We start from the raw sequence: 15,919 nt of genomic DNA, 5'->3' as shown, positions 1-15,919 counted from the left end.
AAAGTTCCTGCCGGGCATGACCCAACCTCTTTGCAGCCGTCAGTGCGGTGTTGCATTCACCCCAATGACAAACGAGGCCGGAACGAAGTTTACCGTTCCGGCCTCAAATGTATAAGGCCGGTTTTCACCGGCCTTTTTCGTTTCCATCAACAAATTTCAAACAGGCCCGCAGCACCCATGCCACCGCCGACGCACATGGTTACCACCACATAGCGTCCATTGCGCCGTTTGCCTTCGATGAGGGCGTGCCCGGTCATTCGCGCGCCCGACATTCCATAGGGATGGCCAATCGAAATAGCGCCGCCACTCACGTTCAGCTTTTCATTATCGATGCCAAGCTTGTCGCGGCAATAAAGCACCTGCGCCGCAAAGGCTTCGTTCAATTCCCACAGATCGATATCATCGACCGTCAGGCCATGCTGTTTGAGCAGTTTCGGCACGGCATAAACAGGGCCGATACCCATCTCGTCCGGTTCACATCCGGCTACAGCCATTCCGCGATAGATACCGAGCGGCGAAAGCCCCCGTTTTTCAGCCTCCTTCGCTTCCATCAGCACCGATGCCGAGGCGCCGTCCGATAATTGCGAGGCGTTGCCAGCAGTGATAAAGTGACCCTGTGCTATCGTCTGACCATCGGAAAAGACAGGCTTCAATCCGCGCAAGCCTTCCAGAGTCGTTTCGGAACGATTGCCTTCGTCCATAGCCAGCTCAACGTTTTTCGCGGAGACTTCTCCGGTGGTCTTGTCCTTGACCAGCATGGTGGAGCGGATCGGGACGATCTCGGCGTTAAGGCGACCTGCGACCTGCGCGGCGGCAGTGCGCTGCTGCGATTGCAACGCATATTCGTCCTGCGCCTCACGCGATATGCCATAACGCGCCGAAACGATCTCCGCTGTTTCGATCATGCTCATATAGGTGGCGGGCAGATGCTCCGTCAGCCACGGATCGCGCCAGCGATAGACGTTCATATGCTCGTTTTGCACCAGCGATATCTGCTCCACGCCACCGCCAATGGCAATCGTCATACCATCGGCGGTAATCTGCTTGGCCGCTGTGGCAATAGCCATCAGGCCGGACGCGCATTGGCGATCCATAGACTGGCCCGGAACGGAAACCGGAAGGCCAGCCCGCAACAAGGATGTACGGGCGATATTCATGTGGGTCGAGCCTTGCTGAAGTGCCGCACCAAGGACGACATCCTCCACTTCCGCGCTATCAATACCGGCGCGCTCCACTGCAGCGGCAATCGCGTGGCCTGCCAGGGTTGGCGCGGTCGTATCGTTGAAGGCTCCGCGATAGGCTTTGCCAATCGGCGTGCGTGCAGTTGATACGATTACAGCTTCTCTCATCAGATCTCCTCCGCTGACGCGGGCACGTAAAGCCTTTCGGCCAATTGTCTCAGCTCCGGGGTCAGCGCAACCGGGCGTCGCGTGTCTCGGTTGACATAGACATGCACATATTCGCTTTTAGCTGCGGCCAGCTCTTCGCCATCCTTGAAAATGCCAAATCCCCACAGCAGACTGGTATTGCCGATATGCTCGACACGAACCCCAACAGCGACATTGTCCGGGTAGGAAATCTCGGCGAAATAATTCGTCGAATTGCGCGCAACGATACCAATGGGCGTGGAGCCAAGCAGATCCAGTGCACCCGCCGCAATAAGCGATCGGTTCAGTGCGGCATCGCAATACTGCATATAGACGACGTTGTTGACATGGCCATAAATGTCCATGTCGCTCCAACGCGTCTGCATCTGATAAAACTCCCGATAGGCTGACCGTGGTTCAGCCTTGGGGCGGGGTTTTGAGGCCGTCATTCGATGACCTCATGTGCGCGGGAGGTCGCGATAATGCGATCAACATGCGCCAAACCGGCATCGGTCTCGATAAAGTTGGATATGTCGCCGATCTTTTTGAAAGCAGCAGCAACGGCTTCTGGCGTCCGCTCACTTTTCGGCAGATAAACGCCTTCACTTTCCACAATCGCCATACGGGCTACAGTGCCCGCGCCTGCCAGAAGCATGGTGCGGCTTGGCGCCTGATCGCTGACAAGGAAGAGAGCCGCAGGAACCACATTTTCGGGTGCGAGACGCACCAGCATTTCCTCGTCCAGCACATCGCCTGTCATACGGGTTGCCGCTGTCGGGGCAATCGCATTGACATGAATGTCATATCTATCACCCTCAAAATGCAACACATTCATCAGACCGACGAGCCCCGCCTTCGCCGCACCATAATTGGACTGGCCGAAATTGCCATAGACGCCCGACGTGGACGTCGTCATCAGGATGCGGCCAAAGTTTTGGCCTTTCATAATGTCCCAGACGGCACGGCTGGCGTTGGCCGAGCCAATAAGATGCACATCCACCACCGCGCGAAAATCAGCCATTTCCATTTTCGCGAAGCTCTTGTCACGCAAGATCCCGGCATTGTTGATGAGAATATCGATGCGACCGAATTCTTCGACTGTGCGCTTTGCCAGCGCCTGCATATCTTCCAACTTCGTGACATTGCCCGCATCAGCAATGGCGACGCCGCCCCTGGCGCGTATCTCCGCAACGACCTTTTCCGCCGCTTCAGAGGTGCCGCCGGTGCCATCACGGCTGCCGCCAAAATCGTTCACGACGACTTTTGCGCCGCGCCCTGCAAGCTCAAGGGCATAAGCACGCCCAAGTCCACCGCCTGCACCCGTTACGATTGCAACACGATTCTCGAAAGAAATAGCCATGTGGTCCTCAACCTACTGTCAGTATGAGCCAGTCAGCGGCGAGTGCTGGCTTGGTTTCGTCTTTGATTTCAATAGTCGCTGCAAGGGACTGGAGCTGACCATTACCCTTTGGTTGAACCGATTTGGAGCTGAACACACCTCGAATGGAAGCTCCCACCTTTACTGGTGAAAGGAAGCGAACCTTGTCGAAACCATAGTTGACTTCAATCGTGCCACTTGCAACCTCCGGCAATACCTGGCGACTGAGCTTGGTCAACAGACCCAGCAGGAGAAAACCGTGGGCGATAGTTCCGCCGAAAATACTTTCCGCCGCTGCGCGTGCCGGGTCGGTATGAATGAATTGATGATCGTCAATCACATCTGCAAACCGATCCACAAGCTGCTGATCGATCTTGATCCAGTCCGAATAAAGGGGCTGGCTTTGTGCGTCTGCTGGGCGTGCACACGCAACAGAATTAGGGCTAGTTTCCAAATTACATCCTCCAAGCGTCGAGAAATGGACAGTAGCCCATTACTTAACAACATACTGAGTAGTATGCACTTGAACGTAGCTCTGTCTAGTGGCATTCTGACATCGAAATTTGCTAAGCTGCCGCTTACCTATGCATAAATCGGAGAAGCAGATGGCTGAAAGCCGCCGTAATAACCGAACGGACAGTACCGGGAATGTCGTAATCCTGGAAACCGCCGCTCAGTGCTTCATGGAGCAAGGCTTCGCCACAACAAGCATTGATGATGTGGCGCGCAGGATGGGTTCGACCAAAGGGCGCATTTATCACTACTACTCGTCGAAGACGGATTTGTTTTTCGACGTGCATCGCGAAGGTATGGATCGGCTGTTCAAGGCTGTCGAACCGGTCATGACGATGAACAGCTCGGGCCTGCACCGACTTGAGGAGATGCTCATGGCGCATGCGCTCGCCATGATGACCAACGTCGCTTTCGAAGCCGTCGTGGTGCAAGGCGTCCATATGCACAAGCTAGCAGCAACCACGCCAGATCAGCGCCGCACACTGAACGAACTTATTTCCATCCGGCGCCGTTTCGAAGGTTTATTCAAGCAGGCTATTCGCGATGGAATAGAGGACGGCAGCATTCGGCAAGTTGATATATCAATAGCTGCCAAGGCGGTGCTCGGCGCGATCAACTGGTTGTCCATTTGGTATCAACCGAGAAGCGCAGAAACCGAAAACGACAAAATCACCTTAGCTAAGGAGATCGTGGGAATTCAGATAAATGGGCTTCGTTTATCCAACTAAGCATACGCTAGCAAACAATTGTAACATCCGAGATTGTACCTTGCCGTGTCCGAAACCATTGTCGGCAAAGCGAGGCCGAAGTGTACGCATTTATCGCGTTGATTAGTCGGAGTTACGCCGAGTAGAAATTGGCCCAACGATCGAGGCGAGGGTGAGTCCTGGGCTCGCGGTGCGTTAGGTGGCGTGAGGAGAACTCTAATCATAAAAAGAACGAATCGAGCCAAGTTGCCTGTCAAGGACCGCGGCAGGTCCAACAACATCGCAGATATTCTGGTAAAGGAAACGAGCGGGATTGACGTTCGTTTCTTCGGTAACGCTGATGTCTTGGAACTCCCGACGCTTGTAAGAACGCCGCACAGGTCAAGGCGCAGAGAGGTGAATACGGACTGGCCGAGAATGTCGATAAGGTCATTCTCTATGGCTCGATCATGGCCAGCGGCTGCAGAAGAACGCACCCTGGCGTAACAAGAAAAAGCGCTAAAGAAGCCCGAATAAATGAATGGCCCGGATATCCGGGCCATTCATTTATGTCGATCAGAAACGAAATGTCTTCACTTCGTTTCCGCGCTCGATATTTCGGTTTTCGTGATGACGGACAGCCTCTGCATTTTCAATTTCGTCTTCCTGCAGATGTTTCAGGACCATTTCCAGACGTTCCAGCGCCGTTGCCTTGTTTCTATGCTGAGATCGCTCATTGCGCGCGATCAGTTGGATGCCCGTTGGAATATGAACAACACGTACGGCACTGTCGCTTGTGTTCTGGTGCTGACCGCCTGGACCACCAGCACGCAAAGTTTCGAAGCGAACATCATTTGGCTGAATGACAATGTCAATAATTGCTGGCCGCGCGATCCTGCTCACCGAAATAAACCAGTGCTGCCGCTTATGCTGCGGTCGAACTGGGCTTTTGAAAACCAACAGATAGCGAGTCAGCCATAAGATCATTCATTGCCGTAGACAGGGGGGGAGATGTCAGACCTTACCGTAGAAACGGCGGCGATCGACTGGGTGGATGTTACTTGCTGAGTGTTGCGGCCATCGGCAGTGATCGGCGAAACTGGCAGGCCGGGCGGGATTCGAACTTTTAGGGCGCGCTCGACTGACGCTCCGCCATTCCGCAGTATATGTCAGCTTTCGGGGACTCTTGGGGCGCACGGGCGTAGACTGCCGGAGGAAGCCGGCGGCTATAAGGTGGGCGTTCTTGTGCAGAGCAATTTCGGCAAGCGGCGGACCGATACCCGGCTCCTGCTTCATCAATTGAAGCGTCTTGCGCGGCCCGTGCCGATCGGTATCGGCCGCGTGGGTGGCTTTGGTGGCAATGGCAGCGGCGATATCTTCATTGCCTTTTCCACCGCCAACGAAGGGGCTTCAGCCGCGAGAAGAATGCGACAGCCAAAGTCGTTTCCAACGACGAGAGGGACCCGTTGATCCATGCGACGGCGCTCGCGTGGTCAATGCCGTGGTGGCGGCGGGAACCGCGACGACAACCTGTCCTTCGCGATCACACATGGCCATCAGCGGGGGAACCTCAGGAAATACAACCGCCGCAACCAATAGCTTGGATTGCGCGCGCTCAGTCTGCGTTCTTCGGTCGGTGCGGCTTGCCGGGCACCTGTTGACGCAGACTGTTGACGAGATAGCCTCGCCTCCCATTTACTCCAGATAAAGGCCGTTCGCTTCGTCTCGTCGCTCTGGCGTTGGACGACCGGTTGGTGAGCAGGAGTATCCATGGCCAGTCCCGACACTGTACCTTCCGAGCCAGCCGCGAGCGGCTCGCTCGCGATCGGCGACGTGACAATCATCGATAATGCCAAGCTGAAAAAAGCCATCACGGCGGCCGCGCTCGGGAACGCCATGGAATGGTTCGATTTCGGTGTCTATGGCTTCGTGGCCTATGCGCTCGGACAGGTCTTTTTTCCCGACGCTTCGCCCGGCCTTCAGATGATTGCTGCGCTCGGCACGTTCTCGGTGCCCTTCCTGGTGCGTCCGTTGGGTGGAGTGTTTTTCGGCGTGATGGGCGACCGATTTGGTCGTCAGAAAGTGCTGTCGCTTACCATCGTTATCATGGCCGTCAGCACGCTTTGCATTGGACTCATTCCGTCTTACGCGCAGATCGGGATCTGGGCGCCGATTCTGCTTTTATTGTGCAAGCTGGCGCAGGGTTTTTCAGTCGGCGGCGAATATACCGGTGCCGCCATTTATGTCGCTGAATATGCGCCCGACGTCGACGGGGGTTTTTGGGAAGCTGGCTTGATTTCGGCTCCATAGCGGGCTTTGTGCTTGGCGCGGGGGTGGTGGTGCTGATTTCGACTATTCTCGGCGAAGAACGTCTTCTGGAATGGGGCTGGCGCCTTCCATTTTTCCTTGCGGCCCCGCTTGGCTTAGTGGGGCTTTATCTGCGCGCGCGGCGGAGGAACGCCGGCGTTCCAAGAACAGCTGGAAAAGATGGAGCAGGAGGACAGAGATGCAGTCCAGAATCCACCGCGTATCTCCATCCGGGTCATTCTGCGCAAATTTTGGCACGCGTTCGTCGTGTGCATTGGCATCGTGCTGGTAACCAATGTCACCTATTACATGCTGCTTACATATATGCCGAGCTATCTGTCCCACAACCTGAATTATTCCGAGGACCACGGCGTGCTCATCATCATTGTGGTGATGATCGGTATGTTGTTCGTGCAGCCGGTCGTGGGTTTTGCGAGCGACCGCTTGGGACGTAGGCCGTTCATCATGGCGGGCAGCATCGGGCTGTTCGTTATGGCATTGCCCGCCTTCAGGCTCATCATCAGCGGCAATATCGGTTTCATTTTCCTGGGTCTGCTGCTTCTGGCGGTGCTGCTTAATTTCCTTACCGGTGTAATGGCATCCACCCTGCCGGCCATGTTTCCGACACGCATCCGCTACAGCGCTCTTGCAAGTGCTTTCAACGTATCGATCATCGTGGCGGGCCTTACTCCCACGCTTGCCGCCTGGCTGGTCGAAAGCACCGACAACCTGATGATGCCGGCCTACTATCTGATGGCCGTGGCTGTGGTGGGGTTTGTAACGGCACTCATCATGAAGGAAACAGCTAACCGCCCGCTGCGTGGCGATACGCCCAACGCTTCCAGCCATGCGGAGGCGAAGGAACTGCTGCAGGACGCTTATGACCATATCGAGCAACGCGTCGAGGATATCGACGCCGAGATCAAAGCGGTCCGTGCCCAGCTCGCGGAGCTGGAGGCGCGGCGCCGCGACCTGGTGAACCAGCATCCTGAACTGGAGTAAAAGCAACGGTGCCTTTCGTCAAGCGACCCATCGGCTTTCGGGAGTGGCGGCACCGGTCGCATAGCGGAGATCGAGGCCGTACCATCTCACGCGGCTGCAGGAAGACTCACTGCGGGCGGTTAGACTCGCCATCGCAAGCGCAGCGCAGGCCTCGGGAGGATCATCGGCGACAGCGGGATCCCTCGTCCACGAGTATTAGTTTCCGCCCCACAGTTGCATGAGTTCCAACCCTCTCCCGGAAATGCGTTAAGCCTATGGCAACGGATGAGGCCCAATAATCAGTCACACCACTGCATCCTATGCTTCAATATCCTCGCCTGCGGTCGATCTCTCCAATAAGCGCTTCGTCTCTATGCAGCCGCTTGAGGTTTTCAACCAGTACGTCTGCCGCGCCTTGGCTGTCAGTCATGCAAGCGATATGCGGGGTAACGATCACCTTTGGATGAGCCCAGAGTGGATGTCCGGAGGGGAGCGGTTCCGGTGCTGTTACATCAATGAAGGCGGAGGAAAGCTGGCCGCTATCGAGCGCTGCAAGAAGCGCGTCGTAATCCGTCTGCGGCCCGCGACCGACCAGAACTACGCTTGCCCCTGTGGGCAAGCAGGCCAAAAATTGGGCATTGATCAAGCCTTCCGTCTCTGCCGTGAGCGGTAGCAGACAGACCAGAATGTCTGTTTGCGCAACGAATGTCCTAAACCCTTCTGCCCCGGAGAAACAACGTACGCCCTCGACATTCTTCTCGCTTCGGCTCCAGCCGGACAGAGGGAAGCCGAAAGGCTTGAGGGCCGACAACGCAGCCTGCCCCAGATATCCAAGCCCCATTACACCTACCCGACGGCAGCGGGCGCTTGGCTGGGGCAACGTCTGCCAGATCTCCCTACGACTGTGTTCCAGATAAGCGGGCAATTGTCGGAATAGAGCCAGCACGGCGAGTGTCACGTATTCCTGCATCATACGGGCAAGACCCGGCTCGGTCATGCGGACGATGCGGATATGAGCAGGGATCTCCGCCTGGAGAAATTGCTCTACACCCGCCCCGCTTGAGAAAATAATCTCAAGCGCAGGGAACCGATCCTGCAGCCTGTCAGGAACCTGCCAGCATAGCAAATGACGCACCCTTGCCGAAGCATCGGCATCCAACTCCCCTGAGAGGAACTCCACTTCCGGCAATTCGCGCGCAAATACCCCGCGGATTACTCCGGCGCGGGCCGGATCGAGGGAACAATAGAAAGCCATAACGCCTCCCCTTGCGCGACACGCAACCCGCGTCGCGCATCCATATAAATCAATGATTAAGAACGCGGCGCAGGAAGTCCTGCGTACGCGGATGCTGTGGCGCGCCGAGCACTTCCTTTGCCTTGCCCTGTTCCACGATGACGCCGCCATCAAGGAAAAGTACCCGATCAGCCACGTCGCGGGCGAAGCCCATTTCGTGCGTTACGACCAACATGGTGAGCCCCTCGTCAGCAAGGCTGCGCATGACATCGAGCACATCGCCCACCAGTTCAGGATCGAGCGCTGACGTCGGCTCATCGAACAGGATCGCCTGCGGGCGCATTGCTAAGGCACGGGCAATCGCAACACGCTGCATCTGACCGCCGGAAAGCTGGCCCGGGTAATGGTCGGCCCGGTCTCCTAGACCTACGCGCTGAAGCAGGTGTTGGCCGTATTTACGAGCTTCACTTGGGTTTTCGCCTTTGACGTAAACCGGTCCTTCAACGACATTTTCGAGGGCCGTGCGATGTGGAAACAGGTTGAACCGCTGGAAAACCATCGCCATCCGCGTGCGGAGATCGCGGATCGATCGATCCTGCGCGTCAACCCGCTGACCTTCGATCAAAATGTCGCCACCCTGATAGGTTTCGAGCCCGTTCAGGCAGCGCAGCATCGTCGACTTTCCCGACCCAGAAGGGCCAATCAGACAAACGACTTCACCCTTCTGCACGTCAGCGCTGATGCCTTTGAGGACCTGAAGCGGACCATAGGATTTGGTGACGTTCTTTATTTCAATCATCGCCATGATCAATGTCCGTTTCTTTTACCAAAGAGCTTTTCAAGACGCCCGACAGCCATCATCAGCGGCAAGCTCAGGCAGAGATAGAACATGGCAACCAGCGTATAGACGCTCATATTCTTGAAGGTCGAAGCAGCGAGCAGCTGGCCTTGCAGGGTCAGTTCGGCAACCGTGATGGCAGACGCCTGCGAACTGTCCTTCAAGAGCATGACCATTATGTTGCCATAGGGCGGCAGGATCACTCGAACGGCTTGCGGCAGGATCACGCGGCGCATCGTCATGAACCAGCCCATACCGATGGATTGCGCGGCTTCTGTCTGCCCGTGATCGATGGCCTCGATGCCGGCACGGAAATTCTCTGCCTGGTAGGCCGAATAGGCAATTCCGAGGCCTATGATACCGGCCTGAAGAGCGGAAAGCGCAATGCCGAATTCCGGTAGAACGAAGTAGATATAGAAGAGCTGCACCAGGATAGGAATGCCACGGATCACATTGACGATAGCTCCGGCAACAGCCGACAGCCAGCCGATTCCCGACACCCGCATCAGCGCCCAGACAAGCCCCAGAAGGGTCGAAAGGACAAGTGAGCCCAGCGTCACGAGGAGTGTATATTTCACGCCTTCCAGCAAGATCGGGAAGAACTCGCGGATGTCCATAAGGAAGTTTTGCATTGACTTTAACTCTATTTATTTGGCGCGATCAAACGTGGATGAGGCGCTGCGGCCGGTAAGCCCCGTTTCGGGCGCAGGCCGAAAAGCACAAAGAGCTTCTGCTTGGACGCGCGTGGAGCACACCTGAATTGTGAGCATGGGGATCAATCCCCATGCTCACACCGGAATTATTTCAGTCCGTATTTGGCAAGAATTTTCTGAAGCGTGCCGTCCGACTTGATGCGGGCGATGGCTGCATTGATTTTGGGCATACGTTCGTCGCCTTTGCGGAGGGCCAGACCGAACTCGCCCCCGGCCGACGCTTCATAGCTCTCGACCATCTTCACCTTGGGGTAGCGGCCCTGCGAGAGGTAGTAGGCAGCCATTGGTCCATCCCCGAAGCCGGCATCGATGCGCCCGGCATTCACGTCAGCAATGATATCGGGAATGCCTTTGTAGACCTTGACATCACTGAACAGGCCGCTCTTCCTGAACAGATCAACGAAGGTGGTTCCCACCTGTACGCCGACGGTCTTACCCTTGAGATCCGCATAGGTCTTGTAGGCCGTATCATCGGAAACCGGCACGAAAACGCCTTCACCATAGCCATAGACCGGATCGGAAAAGTCCACGATTTTTGCGCGCTCTTCAGTGATGAACATTGCCGAAGCAATCATATCGATCTTGTTCGCGGTGAGCGACGGCACGAGCGCCGAAAACTGTACGGCCTCGAATTCCGCCTTGATACCGATATCGGGTTCGATGGCCTTGACCACATCGATCAACACGCCATCCATGGCCTTGGTTTCCGTGTTCACAAAGGTAAACGGCAAACCGGTGGGAGACGAACCTACTTTGACCGCTTCCTGAGCCAAGGCAGGCATTGCGCCCCACATGATGATCGCCGTAGCTGCCAAACCAAAAATTTTCTTGAGACGCATGGCATTCTCCTTCCTAAATGCAGCGATAAGTTTTCTATTCGAAACGCCGGTCGTGAAACCACGTTTGATAAAGTGAAATTTGTTGTGACCAGCGTTCACGGTGCAGCTTCTCAATTGCGTTCACCCTGGAAGCTGGCACTGTTTCTCAACGCCCGTTCATTGGATGCTGTTGCTTCCAACTTGCGATCCTTTCGTTCAAGGTCGGCAAAAACCAGCGGCATGAACCAGGCTTTTCCGCGCCAGGTCGGCACAAACTGCGGCGCGCGAAAATCGAAACTGCTTTCGCTGTTCGGCACCCCCAGTATTTTCTGCGCGACCTTGAAGCCGAGCCATGGTGCCCAGACAACACCCGAGCCACAGAATCCTGTTGCATAATGCACTGCCCCGCGCTGAAAAATTCGCGGAACCATGTCCCTGTTCATGGCTACATAGCCGAACCAGCTATGCGAAATACCGACACCTTCCAGTTGCGGAAAAACCTTGCACATTTCCGTATAGTTACGTTGCGTAGCGCTATCCGGATCGCCGCGGCTCGTAACATCCCGACCACCAAACAAGATGCGTCGCCCATCCGGCGACGGGCGGAAATAGTAGGTCATCGCCCGGGTGTCGGTGAGCATTTTCAATCCTGGCACCAACGCGCTTACACGTTCCTCGCCCAGATCCTCGGTTGCGATTATTCGGGAACGCAATGGCACCAGTCGCTGACGCAGCCAGCGGTCCGAATGATCGGTATATCCGTTCGTGCAAACAAGGGCATCGCGCGCCCGGGCACGACCGCGTGCGGTTACTACCGTTTTCCTATCAGCTGCTTGGTCGATGCCTTCCACGCGACATTCGCTGTGGATCAATACTCCCTCAGCAACGACCAGCCGTACCAGTTCTGCATGAAACTTTGCGGGATGCAGGCCACCAATATCCATACGAACACTGCCGCCCGCATAGAGGTCAGTCGCGATATGCCGGTGGACCTCGCTAAGAGGAACCGCGTAGGATTCGACACCGGTTGCTCGCTGGATAGCTTCAGCGCTTCGCGCCATGGCATCATATTCTGCGCCCGTCATCGCACCGCTGAATCGACCCACAAGCTTGAAATCCGCGTCAACGCCTTCATTGGCCAGAAAATCGATCATGAAGCGACGCGCTTCATGGCCTTCAGAAGCAATCTTTGCCGCCCGTTCCATACCGAATTTGCGGATCAGCGTCTTGTCATCGGGACGAATATTGCCACTGGTAAACCCGCCGTTACGACTGGAAGCACCAAAGCCAAGTTGTTCCCGCTCGAAAACCTGAACCTTGCGCCCGGCTCTCGCCAGATAAAGTGCAGCGCAAAGGCCCGCATAACCGGCGCCAACGATGGCCACATCGCAGTCCGGCTCGATGGCACGTTGTCCGACGCTTCGCGGCGGGGCGGCCTCCCACCAGTAGGGCGTATCCTTGTGAGCCATTTCTGACATGTCCCCTCCATGTTCTGGATGGATTTTGTTTTTAGTTTATTGAATGTATGACGATTATGAAGCAGAATACTAAAAACTAATCAACCCCGATTCATTCGAGTTCGTAGCGAGAGCCATTAAAAGATGCCAAAAGTGAACAAGGCAGAGATATCGCGGATCGCCCCTATCAGCGAACCCACACCGAACGATGCGGGGGATATCGGAGCACGTATCCGTACGCGCAGGCAGGCACTGGGCCTCACTCTTGGCTATCTGTCGGAAGTGTCAGGCCTATCGACAGGGGCGCTGTCCCAGATCGAACGCGGTCTGGTGTCGCCAACGGTTCGCACCCTTTATACTATTGCCGATGTGCTCTCCATGAGTCCGGCGCAGCTCATTGACCCGCAGGGGTTCGCAGCTGCAGCTCGCGCCAATCCCTACGTATTGCGGGCAAGCGAACAGCCCGAAGTGTTGAACGGTGGCGGTGTCATCAAGCACCGCGCTTCGCCAGAACTCATTGAAACCATGAAGTCCTTCGCGGTGCGGATCGTTCCGGGAGGGAGTTCCGGTGAGGAGTGCTATACCCATTCCGGCGAGGAGCTAGGGTATGTCATTTCGGGCAGTTTCACGTTGCAGATTGAAGATGCTCAATATCTGCTTTCAGCAGGTGACGGATTTGCCTTGCCTTCAACGACCCGCCACAGATTCTTCAATAATAGTGAAGCGGAAGCTTTCGTTCTCTGGGTGAACAAACCCGAGTGAAATCACCTGGCAGGCCAAAAAAAGCTGGAGAAAGATGAAAATGGCAAGCAGTCCTGAGAGCTTCTCGCGCTCGCTCTGGTGGAACGCGGCTGGCGAAGCAAAGCCGAACCATCCCAAACTGAACGGCGTACACGATGCGGACGTCGTTATTATCGGCGGCGGCTTTACGGGTCTTTCAAGCGCATTGTTCCTTGCCGAGCGTGGCAAGACGGTCGTGGTCCTTGAAGCGCGTCATGTCGGCTTCGGTGCATCTGGACGTAATGGCGGACAGGTGATCCCCGGCTTGAAGCACGATCCGGAAGATCTTATTGCGACCTATGGGCTCGAACATGGCAAGCGCATGATCGACCTTGTAGGGGGCGCAGCCGATCTTGTCTTTAGCCTTGTGCGCGAACACGCTATCCTATGCTCGCCCGTTCGCGCCGGATGGATTCAGGCCGCCCATTCTCAGCTTGCAACCGCTGCCGTTCACAAGCGTGCCCGACAATGGCAGGCGCAAGGCGTCGAAGTCGAGATATTGGACCGCGAACAGATTGCCAGACTTTCCGGCACGGAGCGCTATTTCGGTGGATGGCGTGATCCACGCGCCGGCGCCTTGCAACCGCTGGATTATGCCCGAGGGCTGGCGCGGGCCGCTTCGGCACGCGGCGTTCAGATTTTTGAAGATTCGTCCGTCACGTCTCTCACGCACGAAAACGGCGATTGGGTGGCACGGACGGCGCGTGGAGCAATTCGCGCGAGAGAGGCCCTCGTCGCAACCAACGCCTACACCGACAAACTCGTGCCGAATCTCGCCCAAAGCATTCTTCCTGTGCAAAGCATGCTGATCGCGACAGAGCCCCTTTCAGAAAAGCAACGCGGGGAAATCATGCCGGGGGGTGTGGTACTTTCCGAAACGCGCAAGATTGCTTTTTATATGCGTCAATCAGTAGACGGGCGTTTTCTCATTGGCGGACGCGGCGCCGTGGGAATGAACGAAAAGAAGGCACTCATGGAAGCGCTGAAGGCCGGAATGGTTAGGCTGTTTCCGCAACTGGATGGCATTGGCATCGACTATCACTGGTCCGGTCATGTGGCGCTAACGATGGATGGCCTGCCTCATCTTCACAATCCCGCTCCAGGTTTGCACGCAATGCTTGGCTATAACGGCCGAGGCGTAGCGATGGCGACCGCTTTTGGCAAGATGTATGCCGAATACATCGCCGAAGGCCGCCCCATGGTTTATCCCACCACGCAGATACCGCGCCTTTCCTGGCACTCGATCCGCAAACCCGTCATGGATGTTGGCATCCGCTGGTATTGGGTCAAGGACAGTCTTGGATTCGCATCGAAATAAACCCTCTGCAGAAAGTACTGGACTTGTTGAAAAACGTAATCAATCTGGGAATTGCGCCCTCTTGCGCCGCGGATTTGGAAGCAGCTTTCCAAGCCCTCACTTTGAATGGACAGTCTACTGAACCCTTCGGCGTCGGACGCGCTGTTCTTTCAGGAGAAGGAAAGGGGACGAAAAGCCTGTTCCCCTCTATTGTAATGGTTCGTGAGGGCTCTTTATCGCTCGTGGACAGTAACGGTTTCGAAATCGTGCTGGCCAAGGGTGAGGCCGCGAGCCTACCCGCGTCCAGTTTTGCATGGAAGGCACAGGCGGCCGATTGCGTAATCCTCACGATTCATCAGGGGACCGCGCCAGTGTCGTTCACCAAACTCGACCTTGACCATCCCATGGTTCCCGGTGGCGCGCCCAATGCAGCGCTGCTTACCACGCCCGCTCCGACGACTCATCGTCACGAATTCCAGAGTGACGATCCACTTTCCTGGGGCATTTGGGCGACTACGCCTTACGCCCGCCATCCCATCAACTATTCCTTCTCTGAACTGATGATGCTGCGCAAGGGCGACGTTACCTTATCCAACCCAGACGAGGGGAGCGTGTCTTTTGCGGCAGGGGACATTTTCCTTATTCGCCCCGGCGCTATCGCCGCGTGGAGCAATCCTACGGATCTGCAGAAGTTTTGGATCATCCACGAGCCAGATTAGGTCACATACCCTTGTGCTCCACTGTATCCATCGATTTGAAGGCAGTGATAGCCCCCTTGTTCCGATGAAGTGCGTGATACCCTGTTGACGACCTGAGGATTTTGAACGTAAGCGCGATTTTCGATGCGGATTGACGGCTGTGGCACCGCTAGAGCCGCCTTGCATCGGAAGCGATATCCGGCTCCGTTAGGCGGCGGAGGTTTTCGAGAAGTTGATCGGTAGCAGGTCGCCGATGTCGGCGTCGTCGTCTCGCTGCGGCACTCCGTGAGCACGTGCCGCAGCCAGATCAGAGTGTCCACAGGCGCGGCATGTCAGCATCAAACTATAGATCACTGCGCTGGCCCTGGCTCCGTCAGCAGTGTCGCTGAACAGCCATGATTTTCTTCTGGTCGCAAAACTCTGATGTCACATTCGAAAATATTGTTATCGATCGGCATCCTGCCGTCGCTGATGTAACGCGTCAGGCCATTGCCCATTCACTGATGGGCAATTCCGAACTCCTGCTGCTCGAGGAACCTTCGCTGGGTCTGGCGCCGATTATCATTCACCAGATTTTCGAGATCATGATCAAGCTCGCCGAGGCGGGTGTCTCCATTGTTCTGGTCGCACAGAATGTCGATCTGTCCCTCGAAATAGCCGATTATGTTTATGCGTTCGAACATGGCGAGATCCACGTCTCCGGCCCGGCTGACAAGTTGTCCGGCGATGCGCGCGTGCGTGAAATCTACTTGCCAGCTTAACTTGTTTATCAAACGGCAAAGGGGATTATTCAGTAAAGTAAATGATACCCCCTATAGCCACTGAAACCGGACACCAGCCTTCAATGGGACA

Annotated in this window: 16 protein-coding genes and 2 pseudogenes; 7 read left to right on the top strand and 11 right to left on the bottom strand. The window is 56.0% G+C overall.

Translation table 11 applies throughout. The features are described from left to right. Positions 1–146 precede the first annotated feature (146 nt). From ACS5UA_RS18010 to ACS5UA_RS17995, 4 genes are read right to left on the bottom strand one after another with little or no spacing between them, the layout of a single operon-like run. Entirely contained in the window at positions 147–1,349 is a 1,203-nt protein-coding gene (locus tag ACS5UA_RS18010) for an acetyl-CoA C-acyltransferase (protein ID WP_006470026.1), read from the bottom strand. Beyond that, entirely contained in the window at positions 1,349–1,753 is a 405-nt protein-coding gene (locus ACS5UA_RS18005; RefSeq protein ID WP_006473181.1) for an acyl-CoA thioesterase, read from the bottom strand. Before ACS5UA_RS18005 ends, ACS5UA_RS18010 begins: the two co-directional genes overlap by 1 nt. A 59-nt stretch (positions 1,754–1,812) precedes the next feature. Beyond that, a complete protein-coding gene (locus tag ACS5UA_RS18000; protein WP_006470024.1) occupies positions 1,813–2,727 on the bottom strand; it encodes an SDR family NAD(P)-dependent oxidoreductase in 915 nt (304 codons plus the stop codon). Positions 2,728–2,734: 7 nt separating this feature from the next. Then, positions 2,735–3,199, bottom strand: coding sequence for a MaoC family dehydratase (locus ACS5UA_RS17995; RefSeq protein ID WP_006470023.1), 465 nt, complete (start codon positions 3,197–3,199; stop codon positions 2,735–2,737). A gap of 151 nt (positions 3,200–3,350) precedes the next feature. Between ACS5UA_RS17995 and ACS5UA_RS17990 the strand changes: the two genes are divergently transcribed. Continuing rightward, on the top strand, positions 3,351–3,986 hold the full coding sequence (locus ACS5UA_RS17990) for a TetR/AcrR family transcriptional regulator (RefSeq protein WP_006473182.1): 636 nt from the start codon (positions 3,351–3,353) through the stop codon (positions 3,984–3,986). Positions 3,987–4,520: 534 nt separating this feature from the next. On the opposite strand, the gene ACS5UA_RS17985 is transcribed toward ACS5UA_RS17990, so the two are convergent. Beyond that, on the bottom strand, positions 4,521–4,931 hold the full coding sequence (locus ACS5UA_RS17985) for a peptide chain release factor-like protein (RefSeq protein ID WP_112702506.1): 411 nt from the start codon (positions 4,929–4,931) through the stop codon (positions 4,521–4,523). Positions 4,932–5,012: 81 nt separating this feature from the next. Here ACS5UA_RS17985 and ACS5UA_RS17980 point away from each other — a divergent pair, with 81 nt between their 5' ends. Further along, positions 5,013–5,414, top strand: a complete 402-nt coding sequence (locus ACS5UA_RS17980; protein ID WP_081255592.1) for a P1 family peptidase — start codon at positions 5,013–5,015, stop codon at positions 5,412–5,414. A 300-nt stretch (positions 5,415–5,714) separates the two neighbouring features. After that, positions 5,715–7,253: pseudogene (gene proP, locus ACS5UA_RS17975) on the top strand (glycine betaine/L-proline transporter ProP). 304 nt (positions 7,254–7,557) lie between these two features. Here proP and ACS5UA_RS17970 read toward each other — a convergent pair. The 5 genes from ACS5UA_RS17970 to ACS5UA_RS17950 form a co-directional block, all read right to left on the bottom strand. After that, positions 7,558–8,487 (bottom strand): 2-hydroxyacid dehydrogenase, encoded by a 930-nt coding sequence (locus ACS5UA_RS17970; protein WP_112702505.1) that lies wholly within the window; start codon positions 8,485–8,487, stop codon positions 7,558–7,560. A 49-nt stretch (positions 8,488–8,536) separates the two neighbouring features. Then, a complete protein-coding gene (locus ACS5UA_RS17965; protein ID WP_006473184.1) occupies positions 8,537–9,265 on the bottom strand; it encodes an amino acid ABC transporter ATP-binding protein in 729 nt (242 codons plus the stop codon). Positions 9,266–9,273: 8 nt separating this feature from the next. After that, positions 9,274–9,936 (bottom strand): amino acid ABC transporter permease, encoded by a 663-nt coding sequence (locus ACS5UA_RS17960; protein WP_006470016.1) that lies wholly within the window; start codon positions 9,934–9,936, stop codon positions 9,274–9,276. A gap of 167 nt (positions 9,937–10,103) precedes the next feature. Further along, the gene (locus ACS5UA_RS17955) at positions 10,104–10,856 is read right to left on the bottom strand and encodes an ABC transporter substrate-binding protein (protein WP_006473186.1); all 753 of its coding nucleotides are present in this window, start codon (positions 10,854–10,856) and stop codon (positions 10,104–10,106) included. A gap of 110 nt (positions 10,857–10,966) precedes the next feature. Next, positions 10,967–12,304, bottom strand: a complete 1,338-nt coding sequence (locus tag ACS5UA_RS17950; RefSeq protein WP_112702510.1) for an NAD(P)/FAD-dependent oxidoreductase — start codon at positions 12,302–12,304, stop codon at positions 10,967–10,969. A gap of 132 nt (positions 12,305–12,436) precedes the next feature. Here ACS5UA_RS17950 and ACS5UA_RS17945 point away from each other — a divergent pair, with 132 nt between their 5' ends. The 3 genes from ACS5UA_RS17945 to ACS5UA_RS17935 are packed head-to-tail and all read left to right on the top strand — an operon-like array spanning position 12,437 to position 15,088. Further along, positions 12,437–13,054 carry a cupin domain-containing protein gene (locus ACS5UA_RS17945; RefSeq protein WP_006470013.1) on the top strand — a complete coding sequence of 206 codons (618 nt, stop codon included), beginning with the start codon at positions 12,437–12,439 and terminating at the stop codon, positions 13,052–13,054. Between the two features lie 40 nt (positions 13,055–13,094). Beyond that, positions 13,095–14,390 carry an NAD(P)/FAD-dependent oxidoreductase gene (locus tag ACS5UA_RS17940; RefSeq protein WP_006473188.1) on the top strand — a complete coding sequence of 432 codons (1,296 nt, stop codon included), beginning with the start codon at positions 13,095–13,097 and terminating at the stop codon, positions 14,388–14,390. Positions 14,391–14,413: 23 nt separating this feature from the next. Next, the gene (locus ACS5UA_RS17935) at positions 14,414–15,088 is read left to right on the top strand and encodes a cupin domain-containing protein (protein WP_006473189.1); all 675 of its coding nucleotides are present in this window, start codon (positions 14,414–14,416) and stop codon (positions 15,086–15,088) included. Positions 15,089–15,274: 186 nt separating this feature from the next. Here the strand turns inward: ACS5UA_RS17935 and ACS5UA_RS17930 are convergent. Beyond that, positions 15,275–15,552 (bottom strand): annotated as a pseudogene (locus ACS5UA_RS17930) (IS66 family transposase); the annotation flags it as partial. Between ACS5UA_RS17930 and ACS5UA_RS17925 the strand changes: the two are divergent. Then, positions 15,508–15,828: a branched-chain amino acid ABC transporter ATP-binding protein gene (locus ACS5UA_RS17925; protein WP_235691721.1), complete on the top strand. Its 321-nt coding sequence runs from the start codon at positions 15,508–15,510 to the stop codon at positions 15,826–15,828. The pseudogene ACS5UA_RS17930 and the gene ACS5UA_RS17925 sit on opposite strands and share 45 nt — an antisense overlap. The last annotated feature ends 91 nt before the right edge of the window (positions 15,829–15,919 follow it).

Origin of the sequence: Brucella sp. RRSP16, from assembly GCF_052246815.1 — a bacterium.
Lineage (GTDB): Bacteria > Pseudomonadota > Alphaproteobacteria > Rhizobiales > Rhizobiaceae > Brucella > Brucella intermedia.
This window is presented reverse-complemented; position numbering and strand designations above follow the sequence as displayed.

Coding starts and splice junctions, on each gene's coding strand:
- ACS5UA_RS18010 (WP_006470026.1), bottom strand. CDS start 1,349: ATGAGAGAAGCTGTAATCGTATCAACTGCACGCACGCCGATTGGCAAA.
- ACS5UA_RS18005 (WP_006473181.1), bottom strand. CDS start 1,753: ATGCAGACGCGTTGGAGCGACATGGACATTTATGGCCATGTCAACAAC.
- ACS5UA_RS18000 (WP_006470024.1), bottom strand. CDS start 2,727: ATGGCTATTTCTTTCGAGAATCGTGTTGCAATCGTAACGGGTGCAGGC.
- ACS5UA_RS17990 (WP_006473182.1), top strand. CDS start 3,351: ATGGCTGAAAGCCGCCGTAATAACCGAACGGACAGTACCGGGAATGTC.
- ACS5UA_RS17985 (WP_112702506.1), bottom strand. CDS start 4,931: ATGATCTTATGGCTGACTCGCTATCTGTTGGTTTTCAAAAGCCCAGTT.
- ACS5UA_RS17970 (WP_112702505.1), bottom strand. CDS start 8,487: ATGGCTTTCTATTGTTCCCTCGATCCGGCCCGCGCCGGAGTAATCCGC.
- ACS5UA_RS17965 (WP_006473184.1), bottom strand. CDS start 9,265: ATGATTGAAATAAAGAACGTCACCAAATCCTATGGTCCGCTTCAGGTC.
- ACS5UA_RS17960 (WP_006470016.1), bottom strand. CDS start 9,936: ATGCAAAACTTCCTTATGGACATCCGCGAGTTCTTCCCGATCTTGCTG.
- ACS5UA_RS17955 (WP_006473186.1), bottom strand. CDS start 10,856: ATGCGTCTCAAGAAAATTTTTGGTTTGGCAGCTACGGCGATCATCATG.
- ACS5UA_RS17950 (WP_112702510.1), bottom strand. CDS start 12,304: ATGGCTCACAAGGATACGCCCTACTGGTGGGAGGCCGCCCCGCCGCGA.
- ACS5UA_RS17945 (WP_006470013.1), top strand. CDS start 12,437: ATGCCAAAAGTGAACAAGGCAGAGATATCGCGGATCGCCCCTATCAGC.
- ACS5UA_RS17940 (WP_006473188.1), top strand. CDS start 13,095: ATGGCAAGCAGTCCTGAGAGCTTCTCGCGCTCGCTCTGGTGGAACGCG.